Annotated in this window: 18 protein-coding genes and 1 pseudogene; 11 read left to right on the top strand and 8 right to left on the bottom strand. The window is 61.2% G+C overall.

The window, feature by feature from the left end; translation table 11 throughout:
- The first annotated feature begins 4 nt into the window (after positions 1-4).
- From cydB to M0D64_RS25490, 5 genes are all read left to right on the top strand, one after another.
- A complete protein-coding gene (cydB, locus tag M0D64_RS25510; protein WP_266259722.1) occupies positions 5-1012 on the top strand; it encodes a cytochrome d ubiquinol oxidase subunit II in 1008 nt (335 codons plus the stop codon).
- 37 nt (positions 1013-1049) lie between these two features.
- Positions 1050-1961: a bestrophin family protein gene (locus M0D64_RS25505; RefSeq protein WP_266259721.1), complete on the top strand. Its 912-nt coding sequence runs from the start codon at positions 1050-1052 to the stop codon at positions 1959-1961.
- Between the two features lie 264 nt (positions 1962-2225).
- Complete coding sequence (moaA, locus tag M0D64_RS25500; protein ID WP_266259771.1) at positions 2226-3308, top strand: GTP 3',8-cyclase MoaA; 1083 nt, start codon at positions 2226-2228, stop codon at positions 3306-3308.
- Between the two features lie 45 nt (positions 3309-3353).
- A complete protein-coding gene (locus tag M0D64_RS25495) occupies positions 3354-3905 on the top strand; it encodes a molybdenum cofactor biosynthesis protein MoaE (protein WP_266259720.1) in 552 nt (183 codons plus the stop codon).
- A 55-nt stretch (positions 3906-3960) separates the two neighbouring features.
- Positions 3961-4218 (top strand): MoaD/ThiS family protein, encoded by a 258-nt coding sequence (locus tag M0D64_RS25490; protein WP_266259719.1) that lies wholly within the window; start codon positions 3961-3963, stop codon positions 4216-4218.
- Between the two features lie 90 nt (positions 4219-4308).
- On the opposite strand, the gene M0D64_RS25485 is transcribed toward M0D64_RS25490, so the two are convergent.
- A complete protein-coding gene (locus tag M0D64_RS25485; protein WP_266259718.1) occupies positions 4309-5736 on the bottom strand; it encodes a PLP-dependent aminotransferase family protein in 1428 nt (475 codons plus the stop codon).
- Between the two features lie 273 nt (positions 5737-6009).
- Here M0D64_RS25485 and M0D64_RS25480 point away from each other — a divergent pair, with 273 nt between their 5' ends.
- Complete coding sequence (locus M0D64_RS25480; protein ID WP_266259717.1) at positions 6010-6999, top strand: LysR family transcriptional regulator; 990 nt, start codon at positions 6010-6012, stop codon at positions 6997-6999.
- A gap of 70 nt (positions 7000-7069) precedes the next feature.
- On the opposite strand, the gene M0D64_RS25475 is transcribed toward M0D64_RS25480, so the two are convergent.
- Entirely contained in the window at positions 7070-7873 is an 804-nt protein-coding gene (locus M0D64_RS25475) for a family 1 encapsulin nanocompartment shell protein (protein ID WP_266259716.1), read from the bottom strand.
- The gene (locus tag M0D64_RS25470) at positions 7866-8924 is read right to left on the bottom strand and encodes a Dyp-type peroxidase (RefSeq protein WP_266259715.1); all 1059 of its coding nucleotides are present in this window, start codon (positions 8922-8924) and stop codon (positions 7866-7868) included. Before M0D64_RS25470 ends, M0D64_RS25475 begins: the two co-directional genes overlap by 8 nt.
- 546 nt (positions 8925-9470) lie before the next feature.
- Here M0D64_RS25470 and M0D64_RS25465 point away from each other — a divergent pair.
- The 3 genes and pseudogenes from M0D64_RS25465 to M0D64_RS25455 form a co-directional block, all read left to right on the top strand.
- A pseudogene (locus tag M0D64_RS25465) lies at positions 9471-10361 on the top strand (LysR family transcriptional regulator); the annotation flags it as partial.
- 72 nt (positions 10362-10433) lie between these two features.
- A complete protein-coding gene (locus M0D64_RS25460) occupies positions 10434-10940 on the top strand; it encodes a DUF1269 domain-containing protein (protein ID WP_308102510.1) in 507 nt (168 codons plus the stop codon).
- A 29-nt stretch (positions 10941-10969) separates the two neighbouring features.
- Positions 10970-11404 (top strand): ester cyclase, encoded by a 435-nt coding sequence (locus tag M0D64_RS25455; RefSeq protein ID WP_266259714.1) that lies wholly within the window; start codon positions 10970-10972, stop codon positions 11402-11404.
- A 50-nt stretch (positions 11405-11454) separates the two neighbouring features.
- Here the strand turns inward: M0D64_RS25455 and M0D64_RS25450 are convergent, their stop codons facing one another.
- From M0D64_RS25450 to M0D64_RS25430, 5 genes are all read right to left on the bottom strand, one after another.
- Complete coding sequence (locus tag M0D64_RS25450; protein WP_166618143.1) at positions 11455-11598, bottom strand: hypothetical protein; 144 nt, start codon at positions 11596-11598, stop codon at positions 11455-11457.
- A gap of 172 nt (positions 11599-11770) precedes the next feature.
- Positions 11771-12847 carry a porin gene (locus M0D64_RS25445; RefSeq protein WP_266259713.1) on the bottom strand — a complete coding sequence of 359 codons (1077 nt, stop codon included), beginning with the start codon at positions 12845-12847 and terminating at the stop codon, positions 11771-11773.
- Between the two features lie 59 nt (positions 12848-12906).
- A complete protein-coding gene (locus M0D64_RS25440) occupies positions 12907-13974 on the bottom strand; it encodes an ABC transporter ATP-binding protein (RefSeq protein WP_266259711.1) in 1068 nt (355 codons plus the stop codon).
- Entirely contained in the window at positions 13967-15736 is a 1770-nt protein-coding gene (locus tag M0D64_RS25435) for an iron ABC transporter permease (protein WP_266259710.1), read from the bottom strand. Before M0D64_RS25435 ends, M0D64_RS25440 begins: the two co-directional genes overlap by 8 nt.
- 100 nt (positions 15737-15836) lie before the next feature.
- Positions 15837-16925, bottom strand: coding sequence for an ABC transporter substrate-binding protein (locus M0D64_RS25430; RefSeq protein WP_266259709.1), 1089 nt, complete (start codon positions 16923-16925; stop codon positions 15837-15839).
- Positions 16926-17064: 139 nt separating this feature from the next.
- Between M0D64_RS25430 and M0D64_RS25425 the strand changes: the two genes are divergently transcribed.
- On the top strand, positions 17065-17736 hold the full coding sequence (locus M0D64_RS25425) for a response regulator (RefSeq protein WP_120345163.1): 672 nt from the start codon (positions 17065-17067) through the stop codon (positions 17734-17736).
- On the top strand, positions 17733-19151 hold the full coding sequence (locus tag M0D64_RS25420; RefSeq protein WP_266259708.1) for a sensor histidine kinase: 1419 nt from the start codon (positions 17733-17735) through the stop codon (positions 19149-19151). Before M0D64_RS25425 ends, M0D64_RS25420 begins: the two co-directional genes overlap by 4 nt.
- Positions 19152-19205: the final 54 nt, after the last annotated feature.

Genomic DNA, 19205 nt, shown 5'->3' with positions numbered 1-19205 from the left:
CACCATGCAAATCGATCTTCCTGTTGTGTGGGCCGCGATCATCGGACTCGGCGTTTTCATCTACGTGACGCTGGACGGATTCGATCTGGGCATCGGCCTGCTGTTTCCGTTTTTCGAAGAGAAGGGCGACCGGCAAGTGATGCTCAATACCATCGCGCCCGTCTGGGACGGCAACGAGACATTCCTCGTGCTCGGCGGCGCCGGGCTTTACGGGGCGTTCCCGGTGGTCTATTCGACGCTGCTGCCGGCGAACTATCTCCCGCTGATCCTGATGGTCATCGGCCTGATCTTCCGCGGGGCGGCCTTCGAACTGCGTGCCAAGGCTGTCAGGACCCAGCACGCGTGGGACCTCGCCTTCATTGGCGGTTCCGCGCTTGCGGGGCTCTGCCAGGGCATTGTGCTGGGGTCGCTGCTGCAGGGCATCAAGATCGTCGATGGCCGCTTCGTCGGCGGCCCGTTCGACTGGCTCTCGCCGTTCAGCCTGTTCTGTGGAATCGGCGTGCTCACTACGTATGCGACGCTCGGTTGCGGCTGGCTTGTCCTGAAGACCGATGGAGAATTGCAGCGCAAGATGCGCGAGGTGATGCGGCCGCTCGTGAGCATCCTGCTCGGGGTGATGGTCGTCGTGAGTCTATGGACAGTAATCGGCTTGCCGGCGGTTGCACATCGCTGGTTTGGGAGCGGCAATCTCGGCTGGTTCCTGCCGGTGCCGATTCTTGTCGTCGCCTGTGTGTGGGGCGTCTTCCGTTCGCTTCGCCAGAAGCACGAGGCGACGCCGTTCCTTCTCACGCTCGCGCTGTGCTTTCTCGGCTACACCGGCTTGCTCATCAGTATCTGGCCGAACATCGTTCCGCCGTCGCTGACGATCTGGGAAGCCTCGTCGAGCCACTCGAGCCAGTTGTTTGCGCTGGTCGGTACGGTGATCGTGCTGCCGATCATCCTTGTCTACAACGTCATGCAGTATCGCGTGTTCCGGGGCAAGGTGCGCGAAGGGGATGCCGGTTACCACTGAGGGTGACGGCGAAGTCTGACCATTAAAAGAGCACATTATGATTGTGAGGCCAGGGCAGAACTGGTTCCGGCTGCTGTTTGTCTGGAACGGTTCCGTGTTGCAGTCGATTATTCCGCAGTTGGTTTTTATGGCGGCCGTCAGCAGTCTCGCCGTCGTGACGCAAGGGCGCATTTTCGGCGAGAAGATTCCGCTCAATACGGCGCCGTTCACATTGTTCGGACTGGCGCTCGCGATCTTCCTTGCGTTCCGCAACAACGCAAGTTACGAGCGTTTCAATGAGGCGCGCCATCTCTGGGGCAGTATCCTGATCTCGGCGCGCGCGCTGACTTCACAGATGCTGTGTTACGTCCCGCGGGGCGATCACAACGTTCAAATAGCCCATACGCTGATTGCCGCTGTGTACGCGTTGAAACATCAACTGCGCGGGACCGACCCGACTTCCGATCTCGTTCGCTTTCTCGGACGCACGCGAACCGAGGCATTGCAGCACACCTGCTACAAACCGACCGCGCTGCTCAATGAGCTTCGTCGCGACTTTGCCGATCTGCAGGTTCGGGCCTTGATGTCGGATACCCAGCTCTGGATGTTGGACGCGCAGATCAACGAATTGGGAAGAACCGTGGGAGGCTGCGAACGGATCGCCTCCACGCCCATTCCATTTGCCTACAGTGTGTTGCTGCATCGCACCGTCTACGCCTATTGCGTTTTGCTGCCGTTCGGTCTGGTCGATTCGACGGAGTTCTTCACACCGCTTCTTTGCGTTTTCATTTCCTATACGCTCATTGCGCTTGAAGCGATCGCTAGCGAAGTCGCCGAGCCTTTTACAGTCGCGCCGAATGCGCTGGCGCTTGATGCCATGACCCGCAACATCGAACGATCGATTCTTGAACTGTGTGGCTGTGAACTTCCCGAGGAGGTGGTACCGGTGCGCGCGTACCAACTGACTTAAGGTGCGTTCTTCGACACATCCGGTCAGCCTGCCCGGCAGGATAGTGCGTCAGCCTCGCCGTCGCACCCGATACGGCGCACGAACTGTACTCCTGAAATTCGGCACAGACTGTGCGTCCCGCAGGCAGGGCCGACGCACTATCCTGCCAGCAGGTCATTGACGGACCGGCGGCTGTCCCGGTCAGACAGATCGACTGCCGCCACGCCCTTGCTCCGTTTGCCGCCGCCCACCTTCGGATAGATCGTGAACATCGTCCACCAATCCATATTCGCTGGTACAGCATCCCCTGATGGCGTATCCGCCGGCGCTGTCACGACCACGCTCGACACGCTCGATCGTCCGCTGCGGGATCTACGTCTGTCCGTCATCGATCAATGCAATTTCCGCTGTACGTACTGCATGCCGCGGGAGACCTTCGGCGCAGACTACCGGTTCCTGCCTTCGTCGGAACGCCTGTCGTTCGAACAGATGCTCAAGCTCGCGAAAGCGTTCGCGCTGCTCGGGGTGGAGAAGATCCGCATCACGGGCGGCGAGCCGCTCCTGCGGCGTGGACTCGAATCCCTGATCGAGCAACTCGCGAAACTGACCACACCCGGCGGTAAACCGCTGGAGCTCGCGCTGACGACAAACGGCTCCCTGCTTGCAGCAAAGGCGCGTTCGTTGCGCGACGCCGGCCTCGGTCGCGTGACGGTGAGCCTCGACGCCGTGGACGAAGCCGTATTCCGCCGGATGAGTGACGTCGACATGCCTGTGTCGCGAATCCTGGACGGGATCGAGGCCGCGCGTGCGGTGGGACTCGACCCGGTCAAGGTCAACGTCGTGATCGAGCGAGGCGCCAACGACAGCCAGATCCTGCCGCTCGTGCGGCTGTTCAAGGGCACCGGCGTGGCGGTGCGCTTCATCGAATTTATGGACGTTGGCGGCGCGGGCGGCTGGTCGAACACGAAGGTGATCACGGCGCGCGAGACGCGCAACATCGTCGAATCGGCGTTTCCTCTCGTCCCCGTCGTCGTTCGCGAACAGACGGGCACCGCGGTCAACTATCGCCATGCCGACGGCACAGGGGAAGTCGGCTTCATCGCGAGCGTGTCCCAACCGTTCTGCGGCTCGTGTTCGCGCGCTCGCGTATCGGCCGACGGTCAACTTTATTCATGTCTTTTCGCCACACATGGCACGGACCTCAGGCCCTGGCTCACTGAGGCCGCTTCAGTCGAGCAGCTGGCTGGGGTCGTCCGCAGCCGGTGGATCCAGCGCGACGATCGCTACTCCGAGCTTCGCTCGACACCGCGCAGGCCAGGATCGGGGAAAGCCTATCCCACCGTCCGCATGTCGTTGGTTGGCGGTTGACGCCAGGCGAGTCCTTGCGAAGCAGACACAGACCGGAGTTCTGCCATGACCACACCGTCGCCCAGCGATCGCGCACAGCCTGACGCGGCGCATGCCGGCAAGCGTGCAATCGATCCAGCGCTTGTGCAGGCCACCATCGCGTCGGGCTTCGAAGTACGGGTCCAGCTTCAGCCGATCGATATCCAGTCGGAAATCATGCCGGTCACGCGCAATCCCAACGTGGGCGCCATCGTGAACTTCCTCGGCGTGGTGCGTCATTGCGGTGATTTCGACGACTTAGTCGCACTCGAGATCGAGCACTATCCGGGGATGACCGAGCAGTCGTTCAGCAGCATCGTCGAAGAAGCTATCGCACGATGGCACCTGGAGGCGGTGAAGATCGTGCATCGGGTGGGCCGCGTCGCGCTTGGCGAGGCGGTGGTGCTCGTCGTGGTCGCCGCGCCGCATCGCAGGGCGGCATTCGACGCGTGCGAATTCCTGATGGACTTCCTGAAAGCCCATGCACCGCTGTGGAAGAAGGAAATCCGCCGTGACGGCGAAGTCAGATGGGTCGAAGCCAAGACCCGCGACGAACAGTCGATGCTGCGGTGGGGGTGATGCGCGATTCGCTCACAACGTGCGCCCACATCGTGCCGGCAACAGGAACAGACGAATGAAACTCACCATCAGATATTTTGCTAGCGTTCGTGAACAACTCGGCATCTCGCAGGAGATTGTGCACATTGACGCGCCCGAGCTCCCCGTTGATTGCTTGCGGCTCAGACTCGCGTCGAGAGACGCGCGGATGGCCGAGGCACTGCGCGCGAGCCGGCCGCTCCGCACAGCCGTCAATCACGAGATAGTCGCCGACACGTTTGTCGTGCGCGAGGACAGCGAAATCGCGTTCTTTCCGCCGGTCACGGGGGGCTGAGGCTCCCCCCCTCAAGATCCAGATCGGGCCGCGCGGAGTTCACCCGTGCCCCACACGCGCTAAGGTCGTGGCCAGCGTATCAGCGTGCCGCTACCGGGCGCACATCGCGACGAGCTTGCCCACAGTAATCACCGCCTGTTCGATCTCGCTTGACCAGGGGCTGCTGTAATTGAGGCGGATGAAGTTCCGATAGGTCGTCTCCGAGACCGAGAACATGTAGCCCGGTCCGATGGTGATACCTTGATCGAGCGCGAGGTTATAAAGCCGCATCGCGTCGACCTTGGGCGGCAGTTCGATCCACAGCACGTATCCGCCCGCGGGATTGGACATGCGGGTGCCTTCAGGAAAGAAACGCGAGACGGTCGCCTTCATCAGATTGGCCTGTTGCGCATACGCTCTGCGCACCCTTCGCAGGTGATGCTCGTAGCCATCGCGCTCGAGGAATTCCGCAATCGCCATTTGCGGAATCGACGGCGAGGTCAGCGTATTCAGGAACTTGAGTTTCTCCACCTGATCGCGATATCGTCCCGGCAGCGCCCAACCAATCCGGTAGGCTGCCGTGAGAGTCTTCGAGAACGACCCGCAGTGCAGCACCAGCCCCTTCGTGTCGAAGGACTTCAACGTGCTGGGGTGCGTGTTGTCATAGTGAAGCTCGTTGTAGACACCATTCTCGATGACCGGAATGTCCCGCTTCGTCAGGAATTCCACGAGTTCGCGCTTGCGTTCATCGGGCATCAGAAAACCCAGCGGGTTCTGGAAGTTCGGCATGACCATACAGGCCGTGATGGTCTGCGACTCCACGATGGCGGCGAGCGCTTCAATATCGATGCCGTGCTCCGGATGCGTCGACACTTCGATCGCTTTCATGCCCATCCGTTCGATCGCGTGGAGCATCGCGTAGAACGTCGGTGACTCGACCGCGATCACGTCGCCGGGCTTCGCGACCGCCTGCAGGCACAGATTGATCGCCTCAGTTGCGCCGACCGTGATGATGATCTCGTTCGGATCGACGGCCATGCCGTTCTCGAGGTAGCGTCGCGCGATCTGGCGCACAAGGGCCGCATTGCCGGGTGGCAGCGCGTCGGTCACGCCCCAGCGCGTCTTGCCGCGTCCCGCGTCGTAAGCGTAGCGGTTGAGCCTTTCGAAGGGAAAGAGGCCAGGGTCGGGGTAGGGCGAACCGAGCGGCACGGCATCGTCGACACCGATCGAGCGCAAGGTTGACAGCACCAGCCGGCTGACGTCGACCGGCGACGAGATCGGAATCGGCTTCGATGGCCTGAGTTCGAGCGTTTTCCGTTCGCCCCCGTCGCCCCGGAAGTTGACGAAATAGCCCGACTGAGGCCTCGCCGTCAGCAAGCCACGGCTTTCGAGCAGCAAATAGGCGCGGATGACGGTTGTCACGCTGAGCCGATGCTGCTGGCTGGTCTGCCGTACCGATGGGAGGCGTTCGCCATGCCCGTACACGCCTTGCCGGATCAGCTTCTCGATGTCATCTGCCAGCTTCTCGTAGAGATTCATCGGATGATTCCCTTAGCGTTCCGCAGCGGCACGTTGCATCGACCTCTCCCCTGGCTTGCACGCGCTCGCCTCGCCATGCCGCCGCCCGGTGCAAGGAGCGTAGCAGAACTGTACTGACCCGAGTCGGCCCGATGTGTGCACTCTGCGACTGATGGCCCAGCCTTAACCTGTTCTCCATCGAATGCGCATTGCCAGATCGCCCCGCAGGGGCTTGCCGATGCGTAAAAACTGGTTCGAATGACGCGAGATCGGTACAAAGGGAGGTTGGGCACTATGAATCTGCTAGAAGCCATGCGGATTTACGTCAGGGTGGTTGAGCGCGAGAGTATTTCCGGCGCGGCACGGGACCTCAATATCGGGCAGCCGGCCACAAGCGAACGTATCGAGCGGCTGGAGAAATACCTCGGCTGCCGGCTCCTGCTCCGTAGCGCACGCGCTTTCAATTGCACGCCCGAAGGCGTCACGTTCTACGAGCGTAGCAAAGCGATTCTGCTCGCCGTGGAGCAGGCGGTCGCTGAAGTGTCGAACGACGCGCAGGATCTCAAGGGAACGATTCGCATCGCGGCACCTCATTGCTTTGGCGAGACGGTCGTGCCGGAAGCGTTGACGCTGGTGCGCGCAGCCTATCCGCAACTGGATCTGGAACTGGTCCTGAACGACCGGATCGTCGACCTGGTGACGGAAGGCGTCGATATTTCGTTTCGTCTTGGGCAACTTGGGGAAGGGGCATTCATTGCCCGTCAACTGGGGCAGATTGGGCGTGTTCTCGTCGCCGCGCCAGGCTACTTGCGTCAGCATGGTTCGATCACCGAGCCGTCTGAACTGGTCAAGCACCCGTTCATTCGGGTTCAGGGTATGTTCGGCACGGAACAGTTGCCGCTCAGGCACATGGCGACTGTCGTGGAGAGCGCGCCGATCCGTACCGCAATCAAGACCAGTCATTGGCGGCCCATGTATGAAATGATTCTGTCGGGTGCCGGCATCGGGGTACTGGAAGAACCGGCATGCGTCGACGCGCTTGCAGAGGGCAGGCTCGTGCGCATACTGCCGGAATTCGAGGTGCTGCCCTTCGATCTGAATGTACTGATTCAGGCGCAACGTCCAGTGCCGCCACGGGTACGGATGATGGTGACGATGTTGAGAAAGTGCACGTCGGAAATCCTGGAGAGGGTGCAGGTCGACTGCGGCGAAGTGACGAGTCGCTTTGAAGTACTTCCCGACGATGATGTGTCTGCACTTCTAACACCATCGTTGCGGGCCTGAACACGCAACGATGGCTGAGGCTGGGAGATCTGGCAACCCCCAGCAACCGATAGCAGGAATCGGAAGGCGCTTACTCTGCCTGCGTCAACGACACCGACGCTTCGCTCGTCAGCATCAGGAATGTCAGCGTCTCGCACAGATAGAGGCGCACTACGGTGTCGGTATGGCTCACGTATCCGATCGACAGCTCTTCGCCGAGATGTAACTCGAAGTCGCCGCCGCGCGTGGATAGCACGCTACCGCCCGCAAGCGCGGGTGCCCAGATGATGTCGCCATTCACGATCCGCTTGATGTGATCGATCACCGGATAGCCCTGATCGCGCGCCTCGCCGAGCGCTGTATATGCGTCGGCGCCGAGCAACACGGAATAGGGCCCGTCGACGCCCGCAAGCCGCAGTTCTTCGAGCGCGTTGCTGATCGTGTTCGGATAATCGCTGATGTCGGCCGGCAGCGCGAGCGCCGGATTCGACGAGCCTTCGCGAAGCCCACCTATGCCCGCAGCCTTATATCCATCGAAAATCGCACGGTCTTCGGCATAGGCGAGCTGCTTGGCTGCTTCCTTCGCAGGCTGCCAGTCGGCATCTTTCGCGCCGCGCACGACGCTGTCGATCGCTTCGCGCTGTAGCTCGAACGGCACGGTCAACTGCACGAGGCTCTTTACCTCAGCCAGTTTCGCCAAGACGCCCTGCTGCGGCGCGGCGATCGCGACCTGATGCCCCGTGCCGACGCCGGACAGTTCGGTTCCGCCGGGACCCTTGACGTCGACCACACGACGGCCGGCGACGCTGCGCTTGAACGTGCGAGCCACTTCGTCTTCGAGCTGCGACCAGGCGGCACGGGAGATGGGGGCAAGCTCGCGATGCAGATTATTCATGTTGAGAGATTCCCTTGAGAGAGCCAATATTCAGCGAGCCGTCGTGATGCGGCTCGGCGGATGAAGACGGTTCGGGTCGTTGCTCGACTGCGCCGGCAGCCGCTTGCGGATCGCAATCTGCGAGCGCCTCGAGCAAGGTGGCCGACGGGATGAAGAAGAGGTTGCCCGTGACCGCGCGGCTGTAGTCGAGCAGCCGGTCGTAGTTGCCCGGCGGCCGCCCGACGAACATGTTCTCCATCATCTGCTCGATAGGCTCGGGCGAACGCGCATAACCGATAAAGTAGGTGCCGAACTCTCCCATGCCGGGACGGCCGAACGGCATGTTGTCGCGGAGGATTTTCACTTCCTCGCCGTTCTCGGTGAGCGTGGTGAGCGAGCTGTGTGAACACGACGGTTTGACCGCTTCGTCGAGTTCGATGTCGGCCAGTTTCGTGCGGCCGATAATGCGCTCCTGGGTCTCGACGGAAAGCGCGTTCCAGCCGGTCATGTCGTGCAGGTACTTCTGCACGATGACATAACTGCCTGCCTCGAACTCCGGGTCCTCATCACCGATGCGGGTGAAATCGACGGCCTCACGACCCGCCGGATTCTCGGTGCCGTCGACGAAGCCCACCATGCTGCGCAGATCGAAGTTGCGAAAACCGTGTACTTCGTCGATGACCGAGACTGCCGTACCGAGCCGTCCTGTCAGTTGCGTGGCGAGCTCGAAGCAGAGATCCATCTGATCTGCGCGGATGTGCAGCAGGATGTCCCCCGGCGTACTCACGGCGCGGCGTTCGCCTGCGCCGAATTCGCGGAACGGATGCAGGCTCGCCGGGCGTGGGGCACCGAACAACGTGTCCCACACGTCGGAGCCGAAGCCGACAACGCACGACAGGTTGCCGGAGGGGACGCGCTTGCCGACCGAGCGTACCAGGGCGGCAACGTCCCCGCACCACGCGCGCACCTGTTCAGCGGGCTCCTGGCCTGCTGCGAGGGTCGCGACGATGAAGATCGCGCTACGTGTGATGTCATTACAGACGGCTTGCGATTCTGGGGTGTCTTTGGGCATCGGATTGAATATTGATGAACCGTTATTGATTCCGGGAATGGAGCGAATGTCTTTCCGCCTTCGTGATCATCTGTCTAAGGCACGCGCAAATTTTTCGTGCGGATGATTGAAGCATGTGTGCTGCTTCTGCAGCCGCCGCCAGCACAGGTTAAGCGTTGCTTCGTCATCAGGAGGTGCGCAGATATACGTGACATTGTCGATGTTCAACTATGCGTCCAGAGATGTTATACCGCTCAGGCACTTTATGGAAACAATGCAAAGGATCTGGGTGAGTCCGAACGCGGCTTCCCTAAGCCAGACGGGCGACCCGATTGCGCTTTGCATGCTCGCGGGCCGGTAAGTATCAAACGCGGCGTCAGTCGAGATCATGTGCCGATAAAGTTCGACATTGTTTTGTCGTAAATCTCTGCTTCTCATTCGATACTTCATATCGGACCTGACGGCCTTTTATTCTCCTGTCATATCGTTACCATCCGTTCAGGCCTGTCTTTCGCAGCAAGAAAGGCGGCGCCAAATAATTCGCATTGCGAATGGAGGTAGCGTGCGGTGAATCTGTTCGAAGCCATGCGCATCTACGTCAGGGTGGTTGAGCGTGGGAGTATCTCCGGCGCGGCTCGGGACCTCAATATCGGGCAGCCGGCCGCAAGCGAACGCATCGAGCGGCTGGAGAAGTACCTTGGCTGCCGGCTCCTGCTCCGTAGTGCACGCGCTTTCAATCGCACGCCCGAAGGCGTCACCTTCTACGACTGTAGCAAGAGGATTCTGCACGCCGTGGAACAGGCGGTCGCTGAAGTGTCGAGCGACGAGCAGGGTCTCAAGGGAACGATTCGCGTCGCGGCGCCCCACTGCTTTGGCGAGACGATCGTACCCGAGGCGTTGACGCTGGTGCGGGCAAGCTATCCACAGCTGGATCTGGAACTGGTCCTGAACGACCGGATCGTCGACCTCGTGACGGAGGGCGTCGACATTTCGTTTCGTCTTGGGCAACTTGGGGAAGGGGCATTCATTGCCCGTCAACTGGGGCAGGTCGGGCGCGTTCTTGTTGCCGCGCCAGGCTATCTCAGCCAGCACGGTCCGATCACCGAGCCGTCTGAGCTGGTCAAGCACCCGTTCATTCGGGTTCAGGGCATGTTCGGCACCGACCAGTTGCCGCTCAGGCACATGGCGACCGTTGTGGAGAGCGCGCCGATCCGTACCGCAATCAAGACCAGTCATTGGCGGCCCATGTATGAAATGATTCTCGCGGGTGCCGGCATCGGAGTGCTGGAAGAGCCGGCGTGCGTCGATGCGCTCGCAGCGGGCAAGCTGGTCCGAATCCTGCCGGCTTTCGACGTGCCGCCATTCGAACTGAATCTCCTGAGTCAGACACAACGCCAGATACCCATGCGGGTACAACTGATTGTGACGATGCTAAACCATTGCACGCCGGAAATCCTCGGTAGAGCGCGCGCTGAGGTCAAGGCCCAGTTCGACCGATACCATGAATCGGAAACAAACAAATGGCACGCGATGCGAAAGTCACTATCTTTGATAGACAACGTTGGCGAGTCAAGGAGCTATCAAATGGCACAACAGTTGATCGTCGCGGTTTTCGACAGTGTGGACGTCGCCGAAAGAGCCGGTCGGGATTTCAGGAATTTTGAGGAAAAAGACCTTGGTTTCAAAATCGAGAGCGGCGTGCTGGTTCAAAAGGACGCCACGGGTAAGCTGATCCTGCTCGACAAGCAAACCCGGCCGTTTTGGGGCACAGTGATCGGTGCGCTGACGGGCGGTTTGATCGGAATGCTTGGCGGACCGGCAGGGGCGCTACTTGGCTTCACGATAGGGGCGAGCGGTGGACTGGCTGAACATGCGATCAAGGACACGTTCGACGACGATCTGGTCGCATCGATATCCGGCAAACTGACCCCTGGCCACGTGGCATTCATCCTCGAGGCGCAGGAGGCGTCACCGTTTGAAGTCGACAATATCGTGCTCGGTTACGGCGGGAGTGTGTTTCGCAAACCACTTGCCTGACCGGGTGCAATCTTCAGGAGTAACCGGACATGGCCGTATCTACCGACGAAGCTATCACCCGTGAAGCGATTGAAGGGCTCTATCGCGCCTTCGAGCAGAAAAGCGTCGCGTTGTTACGAAAGGTCGTTACCCCTGATTGGGAATATATTCCCGAGCCCGTTGGGGCGGCGCCAGGGCCTGACCAGATGGTTCAAATATTCGCGAACATCGCCACAGCGCTGCCGGATATGAAAATCACCATTCTCGACGTGTTGATTCATGGGGACCGGGTGGGCGTTCGCGCAGAGATCACAGGCACGCAAACCGGGACACTACTGGGCATTGCTGCAAGTTCCAAACACATCAGTTTCGCGATTCACTCTTTCCATCAGATGCGCGGAAATTTGATTGCGAAGACGTGGCATCTCGAAGACTGGCTATCGGTGTTCCGGCAGCTCGGACAGTTACCACCAACGCTTGAGTAATCTTCAGTTGCGCGAGGACGGACGCATAAGCGCTGGGGAAGGTACCGATGCTAGTGATGCATGGCTGCAGCGACGAGAAGATGAAACGGAAGCACGAGTAGTGCCGTCCCGCCGACGCCAAGCAGCCACAATGCAACGAACCACAGCAGGCCGTGGCGAGGCGTCTTACGGGTATCACGGCTTACCTGTGACATGGCATTGCTCCTGTCAGCTAGTGCTCTATTTGCCTGATTCATTCTAGGTGAATGGACTGGCCGAATCCATCTAAAAGCAAACGAGCGAGGCGCGCCGAAGGATTGACCTTCGCCGCGCCTCGCTCCGCTTTGGATGTCTGGGCGTTTGGATGCGTTATCCGTTTCTGACGCTTCAGAACCGGTGCTGAATGCCCGCCGTGACACCCGCTTGCGTATCCGCCGCGCCAGTCAGATCACGCGACAGGCTGACCGCGTTGTCATGCTTGGCCATCGCATAACCGCCCGCCATATACAGCACCGTCCGCTTCGACAATGCGTACTGCGCTCGCAGCGAGAACAGCGTCGGATCGGCGTCGCTCGCGTCCTTGATGTCCTGATGGTAGACCGCGGCAAACAGCGAGAAGAACGGCGTCACATCGTATTGACCACCGACCCAGTACATATCGCTGCGCAAGGTCGGCGCGGCGGTGTGGAAGGTGCGCCGATAGTTGCGATAGCCGGCCATCGCCTTCACCGTGCCGAAGTCGTAGCTCAAGCCGGCGTGGATGCCTTGAATGTAGTTGGTGGTATCCGCGGGCGTCACGCTGTCGTTCGCGCCGTTCTGCCGGTCGAAGGTGGCGACGACGGCAAACGGGCCGTTCTCATAGCCGAGACCGAAGTCGTACTTGGAACTCGACTTCATGCTGCCCGGCACGTTGCCGAAGCCGTACATGGCGCCGAACTTGAACCCGGCGTACGTGCCGTCATAGCGCGCGGCGTTGGCCGAACGCGAGAACAAACCGTCCTTACGACCACCGGTAGCGGTGGATGACGTCGCCCACGAGTAGTTCGGCGCGTAACCCATCGGGTCGAACTGCAGCATGTAGTCGTAGGTGGTCGTGAAATTGCGGCCGAGCGTGATTTGCCCGAAGCGGTTTTTCAGGCCGATCGTGGCGCGGCGGTCGAAGATTGCGCCGGGGCCGTCGTCGAACTGACCGTTCGCGACGTTGATACCGCTCTCCAACTGGAAGACCGCCTTCAGTCCACCGCCTAGATCCTCGACGCCACGCAGGCCCCAGCGCGAGGTGTTCTTGCCGCCAGAAACGAGGCGCGCGGCGCCGCCGTCCTTGCTGGCGTGATTCACGTATTCGACGCCGGCATCGACGATCCCGTACAAGGTCACGCTCGATTGCGCATGGGCCGTTGCTGTCAATCCGGCGAGGCCGGCGCACGTCACGCCGAGGGTCGCCTTTGTCATGCTCCACTTCATCAACAGTCTCCTGTGCTTGGTTTATTCACTTCGGTTGGGGATACGGTGTTCAACTCACTTCAGCTCGCCTGCGCGAACGCCCAGCAGTCGTTGGAGGGGAATTCGATCCAGTGACGCCCGGCCGCGCGCGGCACATGGCCGAAGGCGCGCAGGCGCAGATCGCCGCAATGGAACAGGTATTCCCAGCGGTCGCCGAGATACATCGACGTGATGAGCTCCGCCTCGAGGCGATTCGCGCCTGGACCATCGGCGACCTGCACGCGTTCGAGGCGAATCACGGCCTGCGCGTTTTGTCCGGTGGTGAGCGCTTCGCGCGCATGGGCTTGCAATTGCCAGCCGTCGCCGGTCAGCGTCACGCGCTCGCCGTCGACCGCGGCAACGCGCGCGTCGATGCGGTTATTGCTGCCCATGAATTCGGCGGTATAGAGCGAGCGGGGCGCGCCATACAGTTCGGCGGGCGTACCTTCCTGTTCGATGCGGCCGTTGCGCAGTAGCAGGATGCGGTCCGACATTGCCATCGCTTCGGTCTGGTCGTGCGTGACGCACAATGCGGACAGGCCGAGCGATACGATCAGCTCGCGCAGCCAGGCGCGCGCTTCTTCACGCAGCTTGGCGTCCAGATTCGACAGCGGTTCGTCGAGCAGAATGACGGGCGGGTTGTAGACCAGCGCCCGCGCAATCGCCACACGCTGTTGCTGGCCGCCGGAAAGCTGGTACGGATAACGCGCGGCGAGGTGGCCGAGGCCGAGTTGATCGAGTGCAGCCTGCACGCGTTTTTTTTGCTCAGCGCTCGATACGCGCCGCAACTTCAATCCATAGCCGACGTTGTCCGCCACCGTGCGATGCGGCCACAGCGCGTACGACTGAAACACCAGCCCAAGTGAGCGTTGTTCGACCGGCAGATCGACTTTGGAAGCACCGTCGAAAAACACCTTGCCGTCCAGTTCGATACGGCCCGAGGAGGGCTGCTCCAGCCCCGCGACCGCGCGCAGCAGGGTGGTCTTGCCGCTGCCCGATGCGCCCAGTAGGCACACCACTTCGCCGGGGTTAAGTTCGAACGACACGCCTTTCAGGATCGGGTTGTCGCCATAGCTGAGAAACAGGTTGTCGACCGAGAGCTTATCCATGCAATTTCACTCCGAAGCGCAGGGCGACGCCGAGTCCGACGCCGACCATCGCGATGTTGATGACAGAAAGCGCCGCGACCTGATCGACCGCGCCGGTCGCCCACAGCGATACCAGTAGCGCGCCGATCACTTCCGTGCCGGGCGAGAGCAGATAGACCGCGGTCGAGTATTCGCGCTCGAAGATCATGAAGATCAGGAGCCATGCCGCGAGCAAACCGAAACGCACAAGCGGCAGCGTCACATCGAGACTGACGCGTGCCCGCGTGCCGCCGACGCTGCGTCCCGCTTCTTCGAGTTCGGGGCCGACTTGCAGCAGCGCGCTTTGAATCAGGCGCATGCCGTACGCGAGCCACACGACCGTGTACGCGATCCAGATGCTCCACATGGAGTTCTTCAGTTCCTTCAGGCCGGGCACGAAGAGGAAGATCCACAGGAACGCGAGACCGGCGAGCAGGCCGGGCACGGCGCGCGGCAGCAGCACGAGGTAGTCGAGCAGGCGCGTGGCCCAGTCGTTGCGGCGATGGCCGGCAAATGCGACCAGCGAATAGAAGCCCACTGCAAGCGCGCCACCGATCACACCGATGCCCAGCGTATTGAGAATTGCGCGGACCAGGTTGTCCTGTTCGAACAGTTCGGTGAAGTTGGCGAGCGTCAGCACTTCGGCGAGGTTCACGCCTTCGCCCCAGTTGGTGACGAACGCGCGCAGCGTGATGCCGGAGAGCGGCACGAACACCGTGAGCAGTAGCCACAGCGCGACGATCGCCAGCGCAACCCAACGCCATGCGCCGAGCGGCAGCACGGTCTGACGCCCCGCCTTACCCTTGACCGTGACGAAGCGGTTCGCGCTCTTCAGCAAGCGTCGTTGCAGCAGCACGAGTGGGAAGGTGATCGCGACGATGCACACGGCGACCGCGGCCATCAGGTGATACGAGGGCACGCCGAGCTTGTTGGTGAGCTTGTACAGATACGTCGCCAGCACGAGGTGACCTTCGGGGTCGCCGAGTACGAGCGGCAGGCCGAACACTTCGAAGCCGAGGAAGAACACCAGCACGCCAGCGAACAGCAGGGCGGGCAACGTCATCGGCAGACTGACGTCGAGCGCGACACGGAACGGCCGCGCACCGGCGACGCGCGCCGCTTCTTCGACATCCGAGCCGAGATTGCGCAGTGCCGCCGACGAATACAGGTACACGTGCGGCACGTGTGTGAGTCCAACGATCACCGTGATGGCGAGAATCGAGTACACGCTCCATGGCGCCTCGGCGGTGCCGAACAGTTCCTTCCACCAGACTGAATAGAAGCCGACCGGACCGGCCGCGACGACATAGCCGAATGCGAGCACCATCGGCGAAACGAATACGGGGGTGAGCAGCAGCGGTTCGAGCCAGCGGCGGCCGGGCAGGTCCGTGCGTACCATCAGGAACGCAAGAATGCCGCCGAGCGGGATCGAGATGAACAGCATCCCGGCCGCGATGATGAAAGAGTTCTTCAGCGCGGACCAGAAGTCGGGGTCGCTGAAAATGAATTCGAAGCCGGCGAGACCGAGCGTACGTTTGGCGTCGAAGAACGGCGCGTTCAGCACGCTCTGGAACAGAATGAAGCCGAGCGGCAGCGCCACCGCGACGGTCAGCACCGCGATGACGAGCCAGCGCAGCAGCCCCGCAAACGGCTGCAGACCGCCGCGCGGCAGCGCGCCTATCGTGCCGCCGTCGGCCGCGAGAGGTGGGGCATCGCGGTGTCCGGTTGCGCTAGTGGAAAGCATGAGTGTCCCCCTGCAGCGTGAAAGCCGCATATCGACAGGTAATGAAGGAAGGCGCGGCGTCCGCGCGTTTCAGCGTGGACGCCGTCAGGTCAGCCGAGGCTTAGCGCTTGATCGACTGTTGCCATTGCTTGAGGAATTCAAGCCGCTTGGACTGGTCGAGATACACCAGCAGGCCGGAGCCGATCGGGATCGGCTTGAGCGAGTCGCCGAGTTGTTTCGTGAGTCCCGCCATCGACGTTTCGCCTTCGACGTCCGCGCGAATCGAGAACAGGCTCGCCTGGTTCGCGAGCAAGGTCTGACCGCGTTGCGACAGCAGGTAATCGACCCAGAGCTTCGCGGCGTTCGGGCTTTGCGCCTTCTTCGAAATCGTCACGAGGCGGCTCACCACCAGCGTGTAGTCCTTCGGATAGACGTAGCCGATCGACGGGTCTTTCTTCGCCTTGGTAAGCGCGTAGGAGCCGAGAATGTTGTAGCCGATCAGGTTTTCACCCGAGGAAATACGCTCCATCATCGCGCCGGTACTCGATTGCAGTTTCGGGCCGGTTGCGCCCATTGCTTTCACGAGGTCCCACGTGACTTGCGGATTGACGCGCGCGTCTTGCGTCAGATAGTTGAAGCCGACGCCGGATTTTTCGATGTCGTAAGTCGTGACCTTGCCCTTGAACTGATCGGGCTTGCTTTGGAGCAGCTTGATCAGATCGGCGCGGGTTTGTGGCACTTCGCTTGGCGGCATAAGGCGCTTGTTGTAGACGATCGCAAGCGGCTCGTACGTGGTGCCATACGCCTGCTTCTGGTACTGCGCCCATTGCGGCAACTGCTTCGCTTCTGGCGATTCGTAACTCGCCATCAGACCGTCGTTGACGAGCTTGACCTGCAGGTCCATTGCCGAGCTCCACAGCACGTCGGCGCTGGTGCTGCTGGCCGCGTTTTCGCTGATGTAGCGGTTGTATAGCTCGGTGCTGTTCATGTCGTTGTATTCGACCTTGATGCCATACAAGCTTTCAAAATCCTTGATGAGCGGGCGCACGAGAGCGGTGTCCGTGACCGAATACACGATCAGCTTGCCTTCCTTCTTTGCCCCGTCGACGGTGGCCTGATAGTCGCTGGGATAACCGGCCGGAAAGGCCGCCCATGCTGAGTTTGCGGCGAATGCAACGGCTACGGCGAGATACTTCAAAGAGATTTGCACGTCTTCCTCCAGAAAACATTGTGTTTGTTTTGTGTAGGCGAATGGTAAGAGACGCGTGCTTTCTGAATGCTTTCAGTTTTCGAGGAAAATGCGTCACAATGGTCGAATTCGACTCATGGATTTCCCTGGGATTCTGTTTATGCGTGTGCTGCTCGTCGAAGACAATCCAATCCTTTCCCGCTCGCTAACCGATGCGCTGACCAGCGCGAAACTCACCGTCGATTGCATGCACGACGGCGAGTCCGCCGACCATGTTTTGCGCACGCAGGACTACGCGCTGGTGATTCTCGATATCGGGTTGCCGAAGCTCGACGGCCTCGAAGTGCTGCGTCGTCTGCGCGCGCGGCGTAACGCGGTGCCGGTGTTGATGCTGACCGCGCATGGTTCGGTGGAAGAGCGCGTGCGCGGGCTCGATCTCGGCGCCGACGATTACCTCGCCAAGCCCTTTGCGCTCACCGAACTCGAAGCGCGTGCGAGGGCGCTGCTGCGCCGCAGTCACGGCCAGGAACCGCTGCATGCGCAATGCGGCACGCTGCTTTACGACAGCGTCGATCGCGGCTTCACGCTCGACGGCGAGCCGCTCGCATTGACCCCGCGCGAACGTTCGGTGCTCGAGGTGCTGATCCTGCGCAACGGCCGTGCGATCAACAAGGACACGCTCTCGGAGAAAATCTTCGGGCTCGATGAATCGGTGAATGCCGATGCTATCGAGATCTACGTGCATCGCTTGCGCAAGAAACTCGAGCGCAGTTCGGTCGGCATCGTGACGCTCCGTGGGCTTGGCTATCTGCTGGAAGCGAAAGACGCATGACGCGGCCGAATCTGCGCGTTCGCGTCGCGCTCTGGTTGTTGCTGCCGCTGCTTCTGCTGCTCGCCTTCGATGCATGGCTCACGTATCAACGCGCAATGAACGCGGCGCATGCGGCCTTCGATCGCACGTTGGAGTTTTCGCTGCGTTCGATACGCGACGGTATCCGTTTGCGCGACGCCCAGATCGAAGTCGATCTGCCGTATCTCGCGCTGGAGATGTTCGAATCCAATGGCGGCGGCAACATCTACTACCAAATTCGCGAAGAGGGTGGCCGGGTGGTGACCGGCTATCCGGATCTGCCGTCCGGCACGAAGGCGCTTGCCGAGCCCTACAGTGTGCAGTTTTATGACGACGTGTTTCGTGGGCGTCCGCTGCGCATCGCCATGCTGAGATTGCCGGTCCACGACGTGCCGTCAGCGCAGACGCGTGTGGTGCTGGTGCGGGTCGGCGAAACGATCGAGCAGCGCCAGGCGTTGGCGCGCGAGATTCTGATCGGCTCACTGCAACAGGAATTCCTGCTGGTGGTGCTCGCGCTAGGCATCGTGTGGCTGGGGGTGGCGCGCGGCTTGCGGCCGCTGAACCGCCTGTCGGCCAAAGTCGCTGCGCGTGCCGAGGACGATCCTACGCCGCTCGATACGGTGGGCCTGCCGAGTGAAGTCGCGCCGCTGGTCGATTCGATCAATCAGTACATCGGCCGCACACGGTTGATGCAGTTGTCGCGCCGGCGATTCTTTAACGACGCCGCGCATCAGTTGAAAACGCCGCTTGCGGTCATTCAGGCGGAGTCGGAGCTGGCGTTGCGTGATATCGATGGTGGTGATGAGCCCTCGAACGGTAATGGCCGGCAAGGCGTGCATTTGCGGCGGCTGAATCGCGCGGTGCAGCAGGCGGTGCGTATCGTGCAGCAATTGCTGTCGCTTTCGCGGCTCGATGCGGACAGCGGTTATACGGTCAAGCATGCCGCCGTGCCGCTGCATAAAGTGGCGCGCAGCGTGACACTCGACTGGTCGCCGGTGGCGCGCTCGCGTGGCATCGATCTCGGTTTTGAACAGGACGTGCGTATCGACGTGATGGGCCAGACCGATCTGCTGGCGGAACTGGTCGGCAATCTGATCGACAACGCGATTCGCTATTCAGGCGATGGCGCGGTGATTACAGTACGCGTTGCATGCGAAGGTGAGCAACCGTTGCTGCAGGTGATCGATAACGGGCCGGGGATTGCCGTCGGCGAACGCGATGCGGTGTTCGAGCGGTTCTATCGCAGCGAAGCGACGCAGGCGGTCGAGGGCAGCGGGTTGGGTTTGTCGATCGTGCGGGAAATCGCGCGTGTGCATGGCGCGGTGATTGCGTTGAGCGATGCGTCCGGTGGTGGGCTGGTGGTTAGCGTGCTGTTTCCGGCGTTAAAGGCCGCGTGACGATCACGCTGCAACCGCAACCGCAACCGCAACCGCAACCGCAACCGCAACCGC

It is taken from the genome of Paraburkholderia sp. WS6, assembly GCF_030464835.1.
Taxonomy (GTDB): Bacteria; Pseudomonadota; Gammaproteobacteria; order Burkholderiales; family Burkholderiaceae; genus Paraburkholderia; species Paraburkholderia madseniana.
The sequence above is the reverse complement of the archived record's forward strand: the minus strand, read 5'-3'. Positions and strand labels throughout refer to the sequence as shown.